The organism is Acinetobacter sp. ACIN00229 (assembly GCF_016106645.1).
Taxonomy (GTDB): Bacteria; Pseudomonadota; Gammaproteobacteria; order Pseudomonadales; family Moraxellaceae; genus Acinetobacter; species Acinetobacter oleivorans.
In genome coordinates, this window is sequence record NZ_JADWOM010000004.1 from 1 (window position 1) to 16,387 (window position 16,387).

Consider the following 16,387-nt stretch of genomic DNA (forward strand, 5'->3'; position numbering starts at 1 on the left):
AGCTTTATCTGACTCATCTAAAGCAGCAACTAATTCGATTGGACTTTCTAAACGTTCTAAGTAAGCTTTTAATTGAGTTTTAATGTTTTGATCTAACATCTGTTTTTTACTCCAATGCATCCAAATTCTTTCAATAGATGCATAGTACGTTAAAACACAGAATAGGTGAAACAGTATGTTTTTATAGATTTAATCGGTTTTTTGAATGTTGATTGGCACTTATAAGTAATATCAAGAAGTTAAAGTGGAATTTGTCTTTAGGTAGTCTTTATTACTCTTTTTTATCTTTTAAAGTGAAAGTGTTTAAAAATTTATATATGTTATATGGCTGTAAAGATTTTATGTCATAACATTAAAAGGTACTTTCATGTCATTGCAACGCGGCATTTATCAGCATTATAAAGGTAATCTCTATCAAGTTTTTTCTGTGGCAAAACACAGCGAGACTGAAGAGCAACTCGTGGTTTATCAGTGTCTTTATGGTGACTATTCAACTTGGGTACGTCCGCTTGATATGTTTACTGAAACGGTTCAAATGGCTGATGGAAGTATCGTGCCAAGATTCAAGTTAATTCAAAGCACTTAACTCAAACGGCTGTCATATAAAATAACGATTTTAAAGGGTGAAGATATGCCAAATACTTTTTTCTTACAAAGAGTTGCAGATTTATATGACACCTTTAAACGACATGATGCCCAGCAGTCAGATCGCTTGCTACGCTATCGAAATATTGAGGCTGAATCTGCAAAACTTCTGTCGCAATTTATCCGAATGCAGCAAGCCAAATCAATTTTAGAAATCGGGACTTCAACGGGTTATTCTACTCTATGGCTTGCTGAGGCTGCACAATCGACTCACGGAAAAGTAACCACGCTTGAAATTGATGCCAATCGTAGCACCGAGGCGAAACGCCATGCGACTGAATTAGCATTAGATGAAGTGGTTGATTTTTGGATAGGGGATGCCGCTGATTATTTAAAAGAAACTCACGAAACGTTCGATTTTATTTTGTTAGATGCTGAGCGTAATGCTTACGAAAATTATTGGCCCGATTTAAAGCGTCTGGTGAAGCCCAAAGGTGGTGTTCTTATTATTGATAAGGTTATTTCACATGCGGCGGAAGTAAGTTCATTCTTATCTTTAATTAAAAAAGATGAAAATTTTATGAGCAGTATTTTGCCGGTAGGCGCAGGTTTAAGTCTGGTGGTTTTAAAGTAGATTCGCTTTCTTAATATATTCTTGGCGATAAGCTTGTGGACTACAGCTGTGTACTTTATTAAATGCACGGGTGAAATTGGCAGGGTTGGAATAGCCCAGTTCATAGGCAATATGGGTAATGGTAAAGGTAGAATTCTCTAATAAATCAATGGCACGCTCAGTGCTGATCTGTTGCTTTAAATTTTGAAATTCAACGCCTTGCTGTTGTAAATAGCGTTGCAAAGTTTTGGTCGAAATATTTAATACTTTGGCACATTCCATTAGGGTTGGGACTTGATTGGCTTGCCGCAACATCATGCTAACCCATTCAACAATTTCACCTTGATGATAGATCTTCTGGATTTGTTCCTGACAGCGTTGTTCAACTATTTTTAGACTATGTGCGTCAGCTAGAGGCAAGGGTAGTGCTAATTGTTGCTGATCAATCACCACGCGTATACCTGAAAGCCACGTATAGTTAAAGTGAAAATTAGCTTTTACTAAGGATATGTAACGTTCTTGATAGCTCGGCTCTGGAACACTCAAATACACTTGGTAGCGTTGTAATTGTTGACCTGCCAATTCTAACAGGCTGTAGTAAAATGCCACGGCAATCGCTTCAATATGAAAGGCCAAACATTGCTTATTCATCTGCAAAATCGGTTCAAATAATAGTTCAACCTTTTGCTGATTGGTCGGAAACTGAATGCTGAGCTTAAAACTGGGCATAATCAGTCTAAAATATTGTGCAATGAGCCTAAGAGCATGTTCCAAATTAGGACTGGTCATTAGCGCATAACCGACCAGACTATGTGAGCTGAGCTTGATATTTTTACCCAGTTCAAATGCTAGGTCTTGGGTATTGGGTAGACTTAAACCCATCTCAATGAATTGTTCAATTTGTTGAATCGATAATAATTCTGTTTTTGATAGTTCTTGTTGGAATGCCGCCAATAAATCATTATCGTATTGATGCGTACCGATTAAAATTTCAATCAGTCGTAAATAATAACGTGATGGGATAACAGGAATCTGTTGCTTCTGCACAAGAAAAACTCAGCAAAGTCTTAAAATGATAATAGCAAGTCTTAAAATGATAATATAGAGGGGCTATGAACGAGCACAATCAATTCAAGCAAAACATTTTGTGTTTGATTGGAGTCTCTAATGAATATGCATACTCAACTGGATGTCGAGCAAGCGACAACAACATTTAAGGATAAGAAACGTCATTTATGGCTATTGGGTTTGGCTGTACCGACCATTGCAATGGGTGGGTTAGCAGGCTATCAATTTGGTCCTAAAAAAACTAAAAAATTCTTCGCTTCATTTGGGCCATTATTTCTTCATGGTGTTATTCCAGCATTAGATAAACTGATTGGAGAAGACAAGGAAAATCCGCCATTAGACGCAATCGCGGATTTAGAAGCAGATCCGTATTATGCTCGCATTGTTAAACTTTTTATTCCTTTGCAATATGCGACCAATATTTATGGAGCATATTTAGCCAGTCGTAAAAATACACCTCTTGCTGATCAGGTTTTACTTGGAACTTTGGTGGGAATGGTTAATGGGATTGCTATTAATACGGCACATGAACTTAGCCACAAGAATGGGCAGCTTGAACATTATTTATCTCATTTAGCCTTAGCGCCTTCGGGTTATAACCATTTCCGAATCGAACACCCTTATGGACACCACCGCCGCGTTGCGACACCTGAAGACCCTGCATCTTCACAATTTGGCGAAACCTTTTGGAAGTTCTTACCACGTACTGTAATTGGCAGCTTTAAATCGGCGATTGAAATTGAAAAAAATCGTTTAGAACGTAAAAAATTGCCTTTCTTCTGTAAGGAAAATGAGCTGATTCATGGCTGGGCAATGTCGGCTGTGTACCATGCAGCCATGTTTGCGAAATTTGGTGCGCGTTCGATTCCATTTCAAGTTACTCAGGCTGCGTATGCAATAACTTTGTTTGAATCGGTGAATTACATTGAACATTATGGTTTAAAGCGTGCAAAGAAAGAAAATGGCCAATATGAACGTACTTTGCCAGAGCACAGCTGGAACAATAATAATGTGGTGACCAATCTATTTTTGTATCAATTACAACGCCATTCAGATCATCATGCCAATCCAACTCGTAGCTTTCAGACTTTACGTCACTTTGAAGATGCGCCGCAATTACCAGCAGGTTATGGTGCAATGATTTTGCCTGCATTTATTCCATCTTGGTGGTCAAAAATTATGGATGATCGCGTTGTCGAGCACTATAAGGGTGACCTTAGTAAAATCAATATGCATATTGATGTGAAGGAAAAAATGCTAGAAAAATATATTGGGCAAAATGACGCGGCTTAATAGCCAAAAGATATAAAAACAGATCAGCCCCATTGGGCTGATTTTTTATGATTAAGCAGAAATACGGAGCCTGTTAAAATGCAGATCAAACTCAAGATATTTGTGAACAAATGCAGTTTTATCATTGGTACGTAACAAATTATTGTAGATAAACTCTGGAACTGGATGGTAGAGCTCACCTGAGCCATTGCTATAGAAAATTTTTAAATAGCGTGAAGAAACATCGTATTTCCAAGAGGTTACAACAACAGATTTTTCCATATAACTACTCCTACTTTTGTTTGATCTTTTAATACATATATAAAGCTCTTTTGTTTCATAATTCGACAGTACTCTAAGTTAAGCAGGCTGACAATTCATAAATGAATATTGCTATAAATTTATAAGTATAAGAATTGTAAAAAATTAGCTATAAAATTTGAGTAGAGAATAGGGCTTAGATTTATAAAAATAACCAATAAAAAAACCACCCTAAAAAGGGTGGTTTCAGACGTATTGGTCTAATCTAAAAAATTAGATTTTACCAACTAGATCGATAGATGGAGCAAGAGTTGCTTCGCCTTCTTTCCATTTAGCTGGGCAAACTTCACCTGGGTGAGCGTGTACGTATTGAGCAGCTTTTACTTTACGAAGAAGTTCAGACGCGTCACGGCCGATACCACCAGCGTTGAGTTCAACGATTTGGATTTTACCTTCTGGATCGATAACGAAAGTACCACGGTCAGCTAAACCTTCAGATTCAATAAGAACGTCGAAGTTTTTAGAAAGAGTCCAAGTTGGGTCACCAACTAATGGATATTGGATTTTTTTGATTTCTTCAGAAGTGTCGTGCCAAGCTTTGTGAGTGAAGTGTGTATCAGTAGATACAGCGTAAATTTCAACACCAAGTTTTTGGAATTCAGCGTAGTTGTCAGCTAAGTCACCAAGTTCAGTTGGACAAACGAAAGTGAAGTCAGCTGGATAGAAGAATACAACAGACCACTTACCTTTAAGGTTAGTTTCGTTAACTTCAACAAATTGGCCGTTGTGGTAAGCAGTTGCTTGGAATGGTTTAACTTCAGTATTAATCAAGCTCATCATTGTCTCCATGATTGAGGTTTATATTTAAACTTGTTTACGAGATGTAGAATAAATAAAAATTCTTTATTGGGGAAATAGTATTTTTACATGACTAAAATCGGAAAATTGAATAAGTGATAAATTTACGATTTTTAAGTCCCCAAACACTGTATTCGATTTGACTGCAAAAACATGTAAATCAAATGACAGTTATAGTAAAAGAAACTTGCATAACAACATGAAGTCTACCTAGTCAAAATTCAAGGGTAAAATTTTAAAAAATTAAAAATATATAAAAAACCAAGTGTTTTACCTGAAGGGCATTAGAGCGTAAAATAGAGGATTGTTGTATTTTCAGGAAAATTTGTCTGTGCAGAATGATTTAAATATTGATCAGTGGGTAATGGCAAGAGATCGTTACCGTTTAAATCGTTTGCGTAAAGATAAAAAAGCCAATACAGCAGAGATTGAAAAATTATTTGAACAATCGAATGCCAAAGTAAGGCAGCGATTTGAACGTCTCCCTAAAATTAAACTGAATCAGGAACTACCTGTTTCTCAATATGCTGACCGTTTAATTGATGCGATTCAAAAACATCAGGTCATTATTGTGGCAGGTGAGACAGGTTCAGGTAAAACCACTCAGCTTCCTCAAATTGCCATGTTAGCAGGCCGTGGCTTAACAGGTATGATTGGTCATACACAGCCTCGTCGTTTAGCTGCACGTAGTGTTTCTCAGCGTATTGCAGAAGAAGTCGGAGAAAAGCTTGGTGAATCGATTGGTTTTAAAATCCGATTTAATGAACAAGGTTCGCAAGATTCAATTGTACGGTTAATGACCGATGGTATTTTGCTTGCTGAGTTAGGCAATGACCGTTTCTTGTCTAAATATGACACGATCATTATTGATGAAGCGCATGAACGCTCACTCAATATCGATTTTATTATGGGCTATTTAAAGCAGTTACTGCCAAAACGCCCAGACCTAAAAGTTATCGTGACTTCGGCAACTTTAGATGTAAATCGTTTCAGTAATTACTTTAATAATGCACCAGTTTTTGAAGTAGAAGGTCGTAGTTATCCAGTTGAAGTGCTTTATCGTCCAATTTCAGAAATGAATATTGGCGGAAGTGATGACGATGAATTTGATGATTTCGAAGAAAACTTACCTCGAGCAGTCGTACAGGCAGTAGAAGAATGCTTTGCTGACGCAGAAGCAAAAGGTCACCCCGAACATGCCGACATTTTAATTTTCTCAAGTACAGAACAAGAAATTCGTGAGTTGCAGGAAACCTTGCAAAAGTATGGGCCAAGACACACCGAAATTTTACCTTTGTATGCGCGCTTAGCTGTTTCTGAACAACAAAAGATTTTTAGTCCGGGTGGAAAAGGGCGTCGTATTATTATTGCGACTAACGTGGCCGAAACAGCGCTTACAGTTCCAAATATTCGTTATGTGATTGATAGCGGTTTTGCCCGTATTTCTCGTTATAACTACCGTTCACGTGTGCAACGTTTACCAATTGAGGCAATTTCTCAAGCTGCTGCCAATCAGCGTAAAGGGCGTTGTGGTCGTATTGCGGCGGGTGTCTGTATTCGTTTATATAGCGAAGAAGACTTCTTAAGCCGCCCCGAATTTACCGAACCTGAAATTAAACGAACCAATTTGGCTTCTGTTATTTTGCAAATGCACAGTTTAGGTTTGGGTGAGTTAGAAAACTTTGATTTTATTGAGCCACCAGATTTCCGTCTTGTAAATGATGGTCGTAAGTTACTCATTGAGTTAGGGGCACTTAACGAAAAGAAAAATGAGCTGACTAAAGTCGGGCAAATGATGGCACGTATGCCAATTGATCCACGACTCGCTCGTATGATCGTGGGTGGTGCTCATTTTGGCGTACTCAAAGAAATCTTAATTGTCGTGAGTGCTTTAGCAGTTCAAGATCCGCGTGAGCGACCAGCCGACAAACAAATGCAGGCTGACCAAAAGCATGCTTTGTTTAAAGAAGCAGATTCAGATTTTCTGTTTTATTTGAAACTTTGGGATACTTTAAATCCTAAAGGTGAAGCAGGGATGTCTGAAAATAAACGACGTCAGTTTGCTAAGCAGAATTTTTTAAGTTGGTTACGTTTACGTGAGTGGAAGCAGACACACCAGCAATTGGTTGAGTTAGCAGAAGGTTTAAAACTAAGCTTTAATGAAAAAGCTGCAAATTATGAAAACTTGCACCGTGCATTGCTGACAGGTTTATTGTCTTTTATTGCCAATAAAACTGATGAGCGCAATATCTTTATGGCAGTGCGTCAGCAAAAGGCTAAAGTTTTTCCTGCAAGTACTTTGCACAAAACCAATACCTCTTGGGTGATGGCTTTTGAGATGGTCGAAACCTCTCAAGTGTACTTACGTACTTTAGCCAAAATTGACCCTGAATGGATTTTGCTTGCTGCACGTGACTTATTGAAATATCACTATTTTGAGCCGCACTGGTCCAAGAAAGCTGGGATCGTAAATGCGTATGCGCAAATTTCGCTGTTTGGTTTAATTATTGAACCAAAGCGCTTAATTAATTTTGAGAAAGTTGACCAGCCTGCTGCTCATGAAATTTTCTTACGCGATGCATTAACCACTGGTAATTTGGGTACGATTCCACCATTTTTAAAACACAACTTGCTTAAACTTGAAGAAGTGGAGCGAGTTGAAGATAAATTGCGTCGCCGTGATTTAGTCGTCGATGAAGAAACGATTTATCAGTTTTACGCCTCTAAGATTCCTGAAGAAATCGCAAGCCGTCGTAGTTTTGAAGACTGGCGTGCAACGGTAGAAGCAAATCATCCGCGTTATTTATTTATTGAAGATGATTCACTCTGGCTAAATGACCGACCAACAACGCAGCAATTCCCAGATCATCTACACAATGGGCAGCTACGTTTAGCAACAACATATCATTTTGACCCGAGTCATGATGAAGATGGTGCCACTGTTCAAATTCCTGTGCAGGCGCTGCCTCAAGTTGATGAAAATATGTGGTCATGGGGAATTCCGGGTTGGCGCCAAGATTTAATTGAGGCATTACTGAAAGCTTTACCTAAAGACAAGCGTCGTAATGTAGTGCCTATTCCAGATACGGCTCGTAAGCTCATGCAAGGCATTGATGCAGTACATTTGCGTGAACATATTTTTAGTTATTTAGCTTTTGCCTTACGTGGTGAGCAAATTACTGACAAAGATTTCTCGTTTGAACGCATTGATCCATATTTGGTGCCTTTCATTAAGGTTATTGATGAAAAAGGGAAGTTGATTGCAAAAGGGCGTGATTTACCTGAGTTAAAAGCGCGTTGCCGCGTAGAAACACATCGCCCAGTGAAACAGCAAAAAGGTGAGTTTAAAAACTTCCCTGATAATTTTACTTTTGAGGCTTCACATAAAGTGACGGGTGTTGTTGTGAAACAATATCAGGCTTTGGTCCCTACAAAAGCTTTTGCTGAAATTGAAGCTAAAGATGACTCAGGCGTTGTTATTCAGACTTTTAATGATCAGGCTGAAGCCATTAAGCAACATCGTGAAGGGATTATCCGTCTGGTCCATATGCAACTTGGCGATTTGGTTCGCCAGTTGAAAAAGCAGATTTCAAAACCGCTTGCTTTGGCATATTCACCTTTGGGTGATAAAGCTAAGCTTGAGCAGATGTTGGTCTATGCTACGTTGCAAATGGCAATTACAACTTTGCCAATTAATGCAGATGAATTTAATAAACTGCTTGAGCAAGTTAAAAAGCAATTTTTGACCCATGGTCAGCAAGCACTTGAGCAATTAAGTGATATTTATATACAGTGGCAGCAAATTCGCCGTCAGCTTTTAGTGCTTGACCGAGACATATTTGGCCGTAGCATTGATGATATTGAAGATCAGCTAGATTTAATGTCACTTGGTAATTTTGTTTATTGCCAACCAGTCGATCTTTGGCAGGAATATCCGCGATATTTAAAAGCGCTGCTATTGCGTTTAGATCGATTGCCAAATAATCTACAGCGAGATCATGCCGCTATTGATAATGTCGATCCATGGATGGACAAGGTATTTAAATTCAAAAACGATCCAAAAATCAAAGAATTGTATTTGATGTTGGAAGAATTCCGCATTTCTTTATTTTCTCAACCGATGAAAACCAAGATGCCTATTTCACCAACTCGACTGCAAAAGTTATGGGATCGTTTGGGAATCAGTTAAGATAGATCGGGGTCTGTTTATGTTGTTGTTTAGCCTACAACGCAATTTATAAATGAAAGATTAACAGACCCTATTCATTTTTTTAGGAGTTTTACATGGGCATTCGTATCACAGGTACTGGGTTATTTCACCCAACAGAAATCATTTCTAATGAAGAACTGGCCGACAGTTTAAATGCTTATGTGGAACAATATAACCAAGAGAATGCAGAGAAAATTGCAGCAGGTGAACTCGAAGAATTACGTGGTTCTAGTGCTGAATTTATTGAAAAAGCGTCTGGTATTAAGCGCCGTTACGTGATTGAGAAATCAGGTATCCTTGATCCAAATCGTTTGCGTCCTCGTTTGTCTGAACGTTCAAATGATGAACTTTCACTTCAAGCAGAGTGGGGCGTCATTGCTGCGAGACAGGCAATGGAAAATGCAGGCGTAACTGCTGAAGATATCGATGTTGTGATTTTGGCATGTTCAAACATGCAGCGTGCTTATCCAGCTGTAGCGATTGAAATTCAGTCGGCACTTGGCATTCAAGGTTATGCCTACGACATGAACGTTGCATGTTCTGCTGCTACTTTTGGTTTGAAACAAGCAGCAGATGCAATTCGTTCAGGTGCTCGCCGTGTTTTATTGGTGAACGTTGAGATTACATCGGGTCACCTAGACTACCGTAACCGTGATTGTCACTTCATTTTTGGTGATGTTGCAACGGCTTCAATTATTGAAGAAACGACTACTAAGACTGGTTTTGAAATTTTAGATATTCATTTATTTACTCAATTTTCAAACAACATTCGCAATAACTTCGGTTTCTTAAACCGTAGCGAAGATGCAGTGGTTGATGACAAGTTATTCCGTCAAGATGGCCGCAAAGTATTTAAAGATGTTTGTCCGTTAGTGGCAAAAATCATTAATGCGCAGTTGGAGAAAATGCAGTTAACTGCAAACGATATTAAGCGTTTCTGGTTACATCAAGCCAATGCCAACATGAATGAACTAATCTTGAAATATGTTGCTGGTAAAGAAGCTGATTTAAGCCGTGCACCAATTATTTTAGATGAGTTTGCAAATACCTCTTCAGCAGGCGTTATTATTGCTTTACACCGTACAGGCCACGAAGTAGATAATGGCGAGTATGGCGTGATTTCATCTTTCGGTGCTGGTTATTCAGTGGGTTCGATTGTTGTACAAAAGCATGTTGCTTAAGCTACAAGATTAATTAAAAAAACGCTCGTAAGAGCGTTTTTTTATGAGCGAAATAATATAAAAAAGCAGGCCAAAATTGGCCCGCTTAGATTAAATCAAAATTTATTAAAACTTTTTGGTGTAGTTTACAAACAAGCGGTCTTCACCAAAGTCATTGCCATGTTTTACGTTGTAATCAATCCGAATGTATTGCAGGGCAACACCTTTTAAGAATGGTTGTTGAAATGCGTAGTTTAAAATCACATTAGACTCGGTTTCATGATTTTTCTCACCATTGGCTGCTTTAAAGTCATTTCCGTAAACATATTTCACCATCGCATTTAGGCCTGGTACATAGTCTTTAAAGTCATAGCCGTACATCACATGGTAAGACTTTTCATCTTCTTTAAAGAAGCCAGTAGCATTCCAGTTAATGAAATACGTCTCTGGTAAGAAACCATCTGGTAATGGATAAGCCGACTCACCCATAATTTGTTGATAACCTAAACCAAAGGTATGATTTTTTACTTTAAGTGTTTCTAACACCCCAATGTTTTGCGCATCAATATCAAAAGTGTTGCCGTCATCTTTTGCATTAAAGTATTTAAACTTAGAGGTGAGGGCAAAATTAGGTTGTTTCCAATTATGCTCAAGTCCAACATAGTGTTTGTTGTAGAGGTCTTCTAAATTACCAAAATAATATTCGCCCTTTAAAGACGGCGTAAATTGATAGCGTAGGTCAATATAATTCAATCCATCGGATTCTTTAGTGATTCCATTTGATGTGAAAGAAAACTTTTTAAAGTCTTCTTCATTTCGTGGAGAGACTTTTTCAACCCGACCAATTTCAGCATAAAGCTGATCTGAAAGTTGTGACTTAAGATTAGTTCCCCAATAAGAAGCAAGTAATTGTCGGCTGGCATCCACAGCCGTTACAGGCAGGTCTAACCAGAGTTCACCTACACTTAAAAGGGTTTTGTCGTAGCCCAGTTTTAAAGTTACACCGTATTTTAAAAAGTCGGATGCTTGTGACTGAGTTTCTTTATTAAAAGGCAAAACTGTGTCAGCGACATGTTTGTCTGAACTCAAGCGCACGGCGTATTGAACCGATGCATCGGCCCCAATTGTGATTGGCTTGTCTGCTATGACTAACGGAGTGTCATGCATTTTCGATTTATAAAATAAAGACGCTGCCTGAGACCAACTGCCAGTATCTTTTAAGGCATCATTATCAAAATTACGGTTGATATAGGCATTTTTTAAAGTGAATTTCCATTCATCTTCGGGCTGCTGATTTGGATTTGCAGCGAATGAATTGCCACACATCAACACTAAAGTCGCGAAAGTTAAAGCACGTGGCTTAAAGCGGTGTAATAATTCCATAATCCATTTCCAAAAAGATGCGCCAGTCCTCGGCGCATTTATATTTACTGCTGGGTAAGCGTGTTTTGAGGGTTAAAAGTTGATGGCGTTTGTGCGGCAACAGAGGCTTTAAGATTGACCATAAATATTGCAAGTGCAGCAATCACACCCGGAATTGCAATCGCTAAGAAATTCATTTGGTGAGGAAGCTCAAGTGTGAGTAGGGCTCCGGTTAAAACTGGTCCGATAATCGCACCGATACGGCCAATTCCAGATGCCCAGCCCATGCCAGTTGAACGAAGTGCTGTTGGATAGAACTGTGCAACGAAAGTGTAGAGTAAGATTTGCGAACCAATTGTGGCAGCACCAGCAATCGCAATCAGGCTATATAAAATAAATTGCGGACTATTAATGCCAAGCAAAATTAAAGCTGCTGATCCCACAATAAACATGATCGTAATAACAGGTTTTAAATGGAATCTATCTGCTAAAGCACCGCCGCCAATTGCACCGACCATGCCGCCAATATTGAGTGCAAACAGGAACAACATGCTCGCACCTAATGAATAGCCCGCTTGCAGCATGAGTTTAGGTAACCAGCTTCCTAAGGCATACACCATGAGTAAGCACATAAAGAAAGCAATCCAGAACATAAATGTGCTGAAGGTACGGCCTTGTTGGAAAAGCGCACGGACAGGTGCATCTGTGGTTGTGCTTTCGTTTAACACCAGTTGTGTATTGGCGTTTACCTGCGTTTCTGGCGCAATTTTACAAACAATACTTTTTGCCTGCTCGCTATGGTTTGATTTCACTAAAAAGGTGAGAGACTCTGGCAAAAATTTCCAAATGAGTGGGAGCAATAACAGAGGAATACCCGCAATTAAAAACATGATTTGCCAGCCCATGTCTTTCACGAGCCATGCACCAAGTAGCGCTGATGTCATGCCGCCAATTGCATAGCCACTAAACATAATTGCGACTAATGTACTGCGGATTTTTTTTGGTGCGTATTCGGTCATAAGCGCAACGACGTTTGGCATAACGCCACCAATACCAAGGCCTGCAATAAAGCGTAAAATAGCAAACTCAGTTGGTCCTTTGGCAAAGGCACCTATAAAGGTAAATCCGCTAAATAAGGTGACACAAATCAGGATGGTTTTTTTACGTCCCAGTTTGTCTGAAAGTGTGCCGAAAATCATGGCACCGAACATCATCCCGAATAGAGCAGCACTGGCGAGTAAACCAGCTTCTACCGCAGTTAATGACCATTGCTGCATTAAGAGAGGAAGAGCAACCCCATAAATAACTAAATCATATCCATCAAAAATAATAATAAGTAAGCACCAGATTAAAACTTTCCAATGAAAAGATGTAAAACTGGCCTTATCAATTAACTCATTAATATTTACCTTGCTCATATCCATTTTCTTCACCTCCAATTTGTGAAGCATCGCGTTATTTTTTAATAAACTATTTTGTTATTGGATTAGAGTCAAAAACCTAATTGATATATCTTTATGTCTTTAAGGTATTGTGATTTTATTGGTTTAATTATTTGAAAAATATATATTTATTTTTATTGTTCTAGCTGACTGTGTTGTGTCTTTAAAATGGGGTTAAATATTGTATGATGAGAATTTTAAGTATTTTATAGATGTTTTTTTATATATTTTATTGATGATAATCACAGCTAAAAATATCGTTAAATTTGTATTATGAGTTGAAGTGAAAATATAAAAATAAAATACTAAAGTCTATTATTTAATTATTTTAGAAATTGATCTTAAAAATGAAATTTAATCTATATTCAATAAAAAATCGCCTAATCAGAATTAGCAAATTATTTGCATCCTGATTTGGCGATTGAGGTTTTATTTTAGTGGCGGGTGCTTAGATAAAAAACTTAATTTGTGGCTGGCGTTGAGCGTGGTGTGAGAATGAAATGGGCGATTACACCAATACAAATACCCCAAAAAACTGAGCTTAATCCCAGAAAATGCATGCCTGATGCCGTAGCTAAAAAAGTAATAAGCGCAGCATCGCGTTGACTATCATTTTTCATGGCAACAGAAATATTAGTGGCAATTGCTCCAAGCAAGGCTAAACCTGCCAGTGCTGCAACCAACTCTTTAGGAAGTAAGCTAAATAGCATGACAATACTGCCAGCAAATAAGCCTCCTAAAATATAAAAAATCCCATTAGCAATTCCTGCGATGTAACGTTTTTCTTTCAGTTCATGTGCATCTTTGCCCATGCATAAAGCTGCGGTAATTGAGGCAAGCACAATTGTAATACCGCCGACACAGGCAACAGCTAAAGAGGCAATACTGGTGACAGTAATAATGGGTTTGGCTGGAGTTTCATAACCGCTGAGTTTCATTATCGCCATACCCGGTAAAAATTGACCGGTTAGGCTGACTAAAATGAGAGGAAGAGCAAGGTTAAGAGTTGAGTTCCATGTCCATTCTGGGCTAATCCACTGTGGAATAGCTAAACTAAAACTCACATCAACCGGATTCATCTTGCCTAAAATGAGGCTTAATAAAACTCCAGCAGCTAACACCCAAATCATGGTGTAGCGCGGCATTAAACGTTTGGCAATTAAAAAGACAATAAGCATGCTAAAGACAATAAAAGGCATGCTATCAGACGCGGTAAATAGGCCAATACCAAATTGAAAAAGAATACCCGCCATCATGCCGGCAGCGACATCTTGCGGAATCCACTTCAGTAACTTGTCGAAATAACCAGTAATGCCAATTAAAAAAATAACGATGGCAGAAGTAATATAGGCGGCTACCGCTTCATTCAACGAGACGTGTGGAAATAAGGTAACTAACAAGGCCGTACCCGGTGCAGACCACGCGGTGATGACAGGTGTTTTATATTTAATAGAAAGATAAATACCTGAAACGGCGGCACCAATTGAGATTCCCCAAATCCATGACACCATCATGTCGGTGGACACATGGGCACGCTGAGCAGCTTGGAAAAAAATAATCAGTGGGCCTGAGTAAGAAATTAAAACCGCGAGAAAGCCCGCAACTGTTGCTGATATAGACCAGTCATTTTTTAATGTCTTTAACAGGGTTGCCATGTTTGATTGCCTCCATGCGAATCATATTATTTACACAATCATGCAAAAAGATCAGGGTTAACCCTGATCTCCACCTCCGACCGAAATAACCGAGCCAGTCATATAGGATGCTTCGTCTGATGCAAGAAATAAAATTGCATTTACTTGTTCTTGAATTGTGCCATAACGGCCCATAAATGTTCGATCTATGGTTTGATCAACCACTTGCTGCATCCAGTCTTTTTCATTTTGACTTAACGGATTAGCATTACGTGGTACTTTGCGAGGTGGTGCTTCTGTTCCGCCAGTCGCAACGGCATTGACTCGAATTCCATCTTTAGCATGTTCAAAAGCAAGCGATGCTGTTAGAGCATTTACACCACCTTTAGATGCAGAGTAGGGAATACGATTAATACCACGGGTTGCAATTGAAGAGACATTTACAATAACACCCGCTTGTTGCTTAATCATGGCAGGTAATACAGCACGGCAGCACCATAATGTTGGAAACAATGAGCGATTTACTTCCTTAATGATCTCTTCTTCGGAAAACTCTTCAAAAGGTTTCATCCAGATCGCGCCGCCTACATTATTAATCAGGATATCTACACGACCGTAATGTTTGATGGCTTTTGCAACAACCGCTTGCGCACCTGCATAGGTTTCAAGGTCAGCATTAATCGTAACAGCATCGCCACCTGAACTCTGAATTTCTTTGAGAACTTCTTCAACATATTCAGAGCGGTCAGCCATGATGACTTGGCCGCCTTCAGCTGCAACTTGCAGTGCCACACCACGGCCAATACCTTGAGCACTACCCGTAACAATCACGACTTTATCGGTAAATCTTTGACGGTTTGACATAGACAACTTCTCCACCTGTTAATTCGCAGAGAATTTTTCAAACAAGAAATTAGCAGGCTTGATATTTTCAGTTTCTAACCAGCCACGTACAGCTTCTACCATTGGTACTGGGCCACATAGATAAACATCGACATCGCCACCATTTAACCAGTCACTTTCAATATGACCAGTGACATAGCCTTTGCGTTCATGATTGCTCTCAGGGCTTGCAACTACAGTTCGATATTCAAACCATGGGAATTTAGCCTGCAATTCATTGAGTTTTTCTAGAGCAACCAAATCAAAGTCATTGGTTACACCAAAGACTAAACGAACTGGCTGTTCCGAACCTTTTTCTTCAAGCACTTGTAACATCGACATAAATGGGGCAATCCCAGTACCGCCTGCGAGCATCAACACTGGACGAGCTACATTACGTAAATAGAAGCTACCGAATGGACCGGTAAATGTCATTTTGTCGCCAGCTTGGGCATTTTTGCTCAAGAATTCACTCATTTTGCCATTCGGTACGTTACGGACCACAAAGCCCGTTAAGCGATTGCCCGGTTTTGAGCTAAATGAATATGAACGTGTTTCACCAGTTTCTGGAATCGCAACGTTGACGTATTGACCTGCAAGGAAATGAATATCTGGTTGACCTTCATCAAGTTGAATATCAAATGTGATGGTTGAGTCTGATAAGTTTTCAACGCGGGCTAATGTACCTTGGAAGCTATGAATTGCTGTTTTGCAGACATCTGACGAGGCTTGAATTTGAAATACAGCATCTGAGGTTGGGCGACATTGGCAAGCAAGAATATAACCTTGCTCAGCTTCTTCTGGTGTTAATGCATCTTCAATATAGGTTTCTTCTGGCATGTCATAACTACCGGACTCGCAAAATGCGCGGCAAGTTCCACATGCACCATCACGGCAATCCAAAGGAATATTAATTTTTTGGCGATAGGCTGCGTCAGATAGGGTTTCGCCTTGAGCTACGTTAATAAAACGTGTAACACCATCTTCAAATTGAAGTGCGATATTGTGGTTTGACATGGCATGTATCCTACAAAATATTT

13 protein-coding genes are annotated in these 16,387 nt (G+C 39.1%); 5 read left to right on the plus strand and 8 right to left on the minus strand.

Going from position 1 to position 16,387, the window contains the following annotated elements:
* Window positions 1-367: 367 nt before the first annotated feature.
* Together I7H67_RS04210 and I7H67_RS04215 are read left to right on the plus strand one after the other, a co-directional pair.
* Window positions 368-586, plus strand: a complete 219-nt coding sequence (locus tag I7H67_RS04210; RefSeq protein WP_049837791.1) for a DUF1653 domain-containing protein — start codon at window positions 368-370, stop codon at window positions 584-586.
* Window positions 587-631: 45 nt separating this feature from the next.
* Window positions 632-1,219: an O-methyltransferase gene (locus I7H67_RS04215; protein ID WP_198307160.1), complete on the plus strand. Its 588-nt coding sequence runs from the start codon at window positions 632-634 to the stop codon at window positions 1,217-1,219.
* On the opposite strand, the gene I7H67_RS04220 is transcribed toward I7H67_RS04215, so the two are convergent.
* Window positions 1,211-2,245: a helix-turn-helix domain-containing protein gene (locus I7H67_RS04220; RefSeq protein ID WP_198307161.1), complete on the minus strand. Its 1,035-nt coding sequence runs from the start codon at window positions 2,243-2,245 to the stop codon at window positions 1,211-1,213. The genes I7H67_RS04215 and I7H67_RS04220 overlap by 9 nt on opposite strands.
* 120 nt (window positions 2,246-2,365) lie before the next feature.
* Here I7H67_RS04220 and I7H67_RS04225 point away from each other — a divergent pair, with 120 nt between their 5' ends.
* On the plus strand, window positions 2,366-3,559 hold the full coding sequence (locus tag I7H67_RS04225) for an alkane 1-monooxygenase (RefSeq protein ID WP_198307162.1): 1,194 nt from the start codon (window positions 2,366-2,368) through the stop codon (window positions 3,557-3,559).
* 51 nt (window positions 3,560-3,610) lie between these two features.
* Here the strand turns inward: I7H67_RS04225 and I7H67_RS04230 are convergent, their stop codons facing one another.
* Together I7H67_RS04230 and ahpC are read right to left on the minus strand one after the other, a co-directional pair.
* Window positions 3,611-3,820 carry a KTSC domain-containing protein gene (locus tag I7H67_RS04230; RefSeq protein WP_004793625.1) on the minus strand — a complete coding sequence of 70 codons (210 nt, stop codon included), beginning with the start codon at window positions 3,818-3,820 and terminating at the stop codon, window positions 3,611-3,613.
* 252 nt (window positions 3,821-4,072) lie between these two features.
* Window positions 4,073-4,636, minus strand: coding sequence for an alkyl hydroperoxide reductase subunit C (gene ahpC, locus I7H67_RS04235; RefSeq protein WP_003652649.1), 564 nt, complete (start codon window positions 4,634-4,636; stop codon window positions 4,073-4,075).
* 352 nt (window positions 4,637-4,988) lie between these two features.
* Between ahpC and hrpA the strand changes: the two genes are divergently transcribed.
* A complete protein-coding gene (gene hrpA, locus I7H67_RS04240; RefSeq protein ID WP_198307163.1) occupies window positions 4,989-8,846 on the plus strand; it encodes an ATP-dependent RNA helicase HrpA in 3,858 nt (1,285 codons plus the stop codon).
* A gap of 95 nt (window positions 8,847-8,941) precedes the next feature.
* Window positions 8,942-10,048, plus strand: coding sequence for a beta-ketoacyl-ACP synthase III (locus I7H67_RS04245; protein WP_198307164.1), 1,107 nt, complete (start codon window positions 8,942-8,944; stop codon window positions 10,046-10,048).
* A gap of 105 nt (window positions 10,049-10,153) precedes the next feature.
* Here the strand turns inward: I7H67_RS04245 and I7H67_RS04250 are convergent, their stop codons facing one another.
* The 5 genes from I7H67_RS04250 to benC all read right to left on the minus strand — a co-directional run bounded on the left by I7H67_RS04250 (window position 10,154) and on the right by benC (window position 16,364).
* Window positions 10,154-11,410 carry an OprD family outer membrane porin gene (locus I7H67_RS04250; protein WP_198307165.1) on the minus strand — a complete coding sequence of 419 codons (1,257 nt, stop codon included), beginning with the start codon at window positions 11,408-11,410 and terminating at the stop codon, window positions 10,154-10,156.
* A 44-nt stretch (window positions 11,411-11,454) separates the two neighbouring features.
* Window positions 11,455-12,813, minus strand: a complete 1,359-nt coding sequence (locus tag I7H67_RS04255; protein ID WP_198307166.1) for an aromatic acid/H+ symport family MFS transporter — start codon at window positions 12,811-12,813, stop codon at window positions 11,455-11,457.
* A 479-nt stretch (window positions 12,814-13,292) separates the two neighbouring features.
* Window positions 13,293-14,486, minus strand: coding sequence for a benzoate/H(+) symporter BenE (gene benE / locus I7H67_RS04260; RefSeq protein WP_198307167.1), 1,194 nt, complete (start codon window positions 14,484-14,486; stop codon window positions 13,293-13,295).
* A gap of 57 nt (window positions 14,487-14,543) precedes the next feature.
* The gene (locus I7H67_RS04265) at window positions 14,544-15,329 is read right to left on the minus strand and encodes a 1,6-dihydroxycyclohexa-2,4-diene-1-carboxylate dehydrogenase (protein WP_198307168.1); all 786 of its coding nucleotides are present in this window, start codon (window positions 15,327-15,329) and stop codon (window positions 14,544-14,546) included.
* An 18-nt stretch (window positions 15,330-15,347) separates the two neighbouring features.
* On the minus strand, window positions 15,348-16,364 hold the full coding sequence (benC, locus tag I7H67_RS04270; RefSeq protein ID WP_004702725.1) for a benzoate 1,2-dioxygenase electron transfer component BenC: 1,017 nt from the start codon (window positions 16,362-16,364) through the stop codon (window positions 15,348-15,350).
* Between the last annotated feature and the right edge of the window lie 23 nt (window positions 16,365-16,387).

Excerpts from the sequence above, each read along its gene's own strand:
- I7H67_RS04210 (WP_049837791.1), top strand. The coding sequence starts at position 368 with ATGTCATTGCAACGCGGCATTTATCAGCATTATAAAGGTAATCTCTAT.
- I7H67_RS04215 (WP_198307160.1), top strand. The coding sequence starts at position 632 with ATGCCAAATACTTTTTTCTTACAAAGAGTTGCAGATTTATATGACACC.
- I7H67_RS04225 (WP_198307162.1), top strand. The coding sequence starts at position 2,366 with ATGAATATGCATACTCAACTGGATGTCGAGCAAGCGACAACAACATTT.
- I7H67_RS04230 (WP_004793625.1), bottom strand. The coding sequence starts at position 3,820 with ATGGAAAAATCTGTTGTTGTAACCTCTTGGAAATACGATGTTTCTTCA.
- ahpC (WP_003652649.1), bottom strand. The coding sequence starts at position 4,636 with ATGAGCTTGATTAATACTGAAGTTAAACCATTCCAAGCAACTGCTTAC.
- I7H67_RS04245 (WP_198307164.1), top strand. The coding sequence starts at position 8,942 with ATGGGCATTCGTATCACAGGTACTGGGTTATTTCACCCAACAGAAATC.
- I7H67_RS04250 (WP_198307165.1), bottom strand. The coding sequence starts at position 11,410 with ATGGAATTATTACACCGCTTTAAGCCACGTGCTTTAACTTTCGCGACT.
- I7H67_RS04255 (WP_198307166.1), bottom strand. The coding sequence starts at position 12,813 with ATGGATATGAGCAAGGTAAATATTAATGAGTTAATTGATAAGGCCAGT.
- benE (WP_198307167.1), bottom strand. The coding sequence starts at position 14,486 with ATGGCAACCCTGTTAAAGACATTAAAAAATGACTGGTCTATATCAGCA.
- I7H67_RS04265 (WP_198307168.1), bottom strand. The coding sequence starts at position 15,329 with ATGTCAAACCGTCAAAGATTTACCGATAAAGTCGTGATTGTTACGGGT.
- benC (WP_004702725.1), bottom strand. The coding sequence starts at position 16,364 with ATGTCAAACCACAATATCGCACTTCAATTTGAAGATGGTGTTACACGT.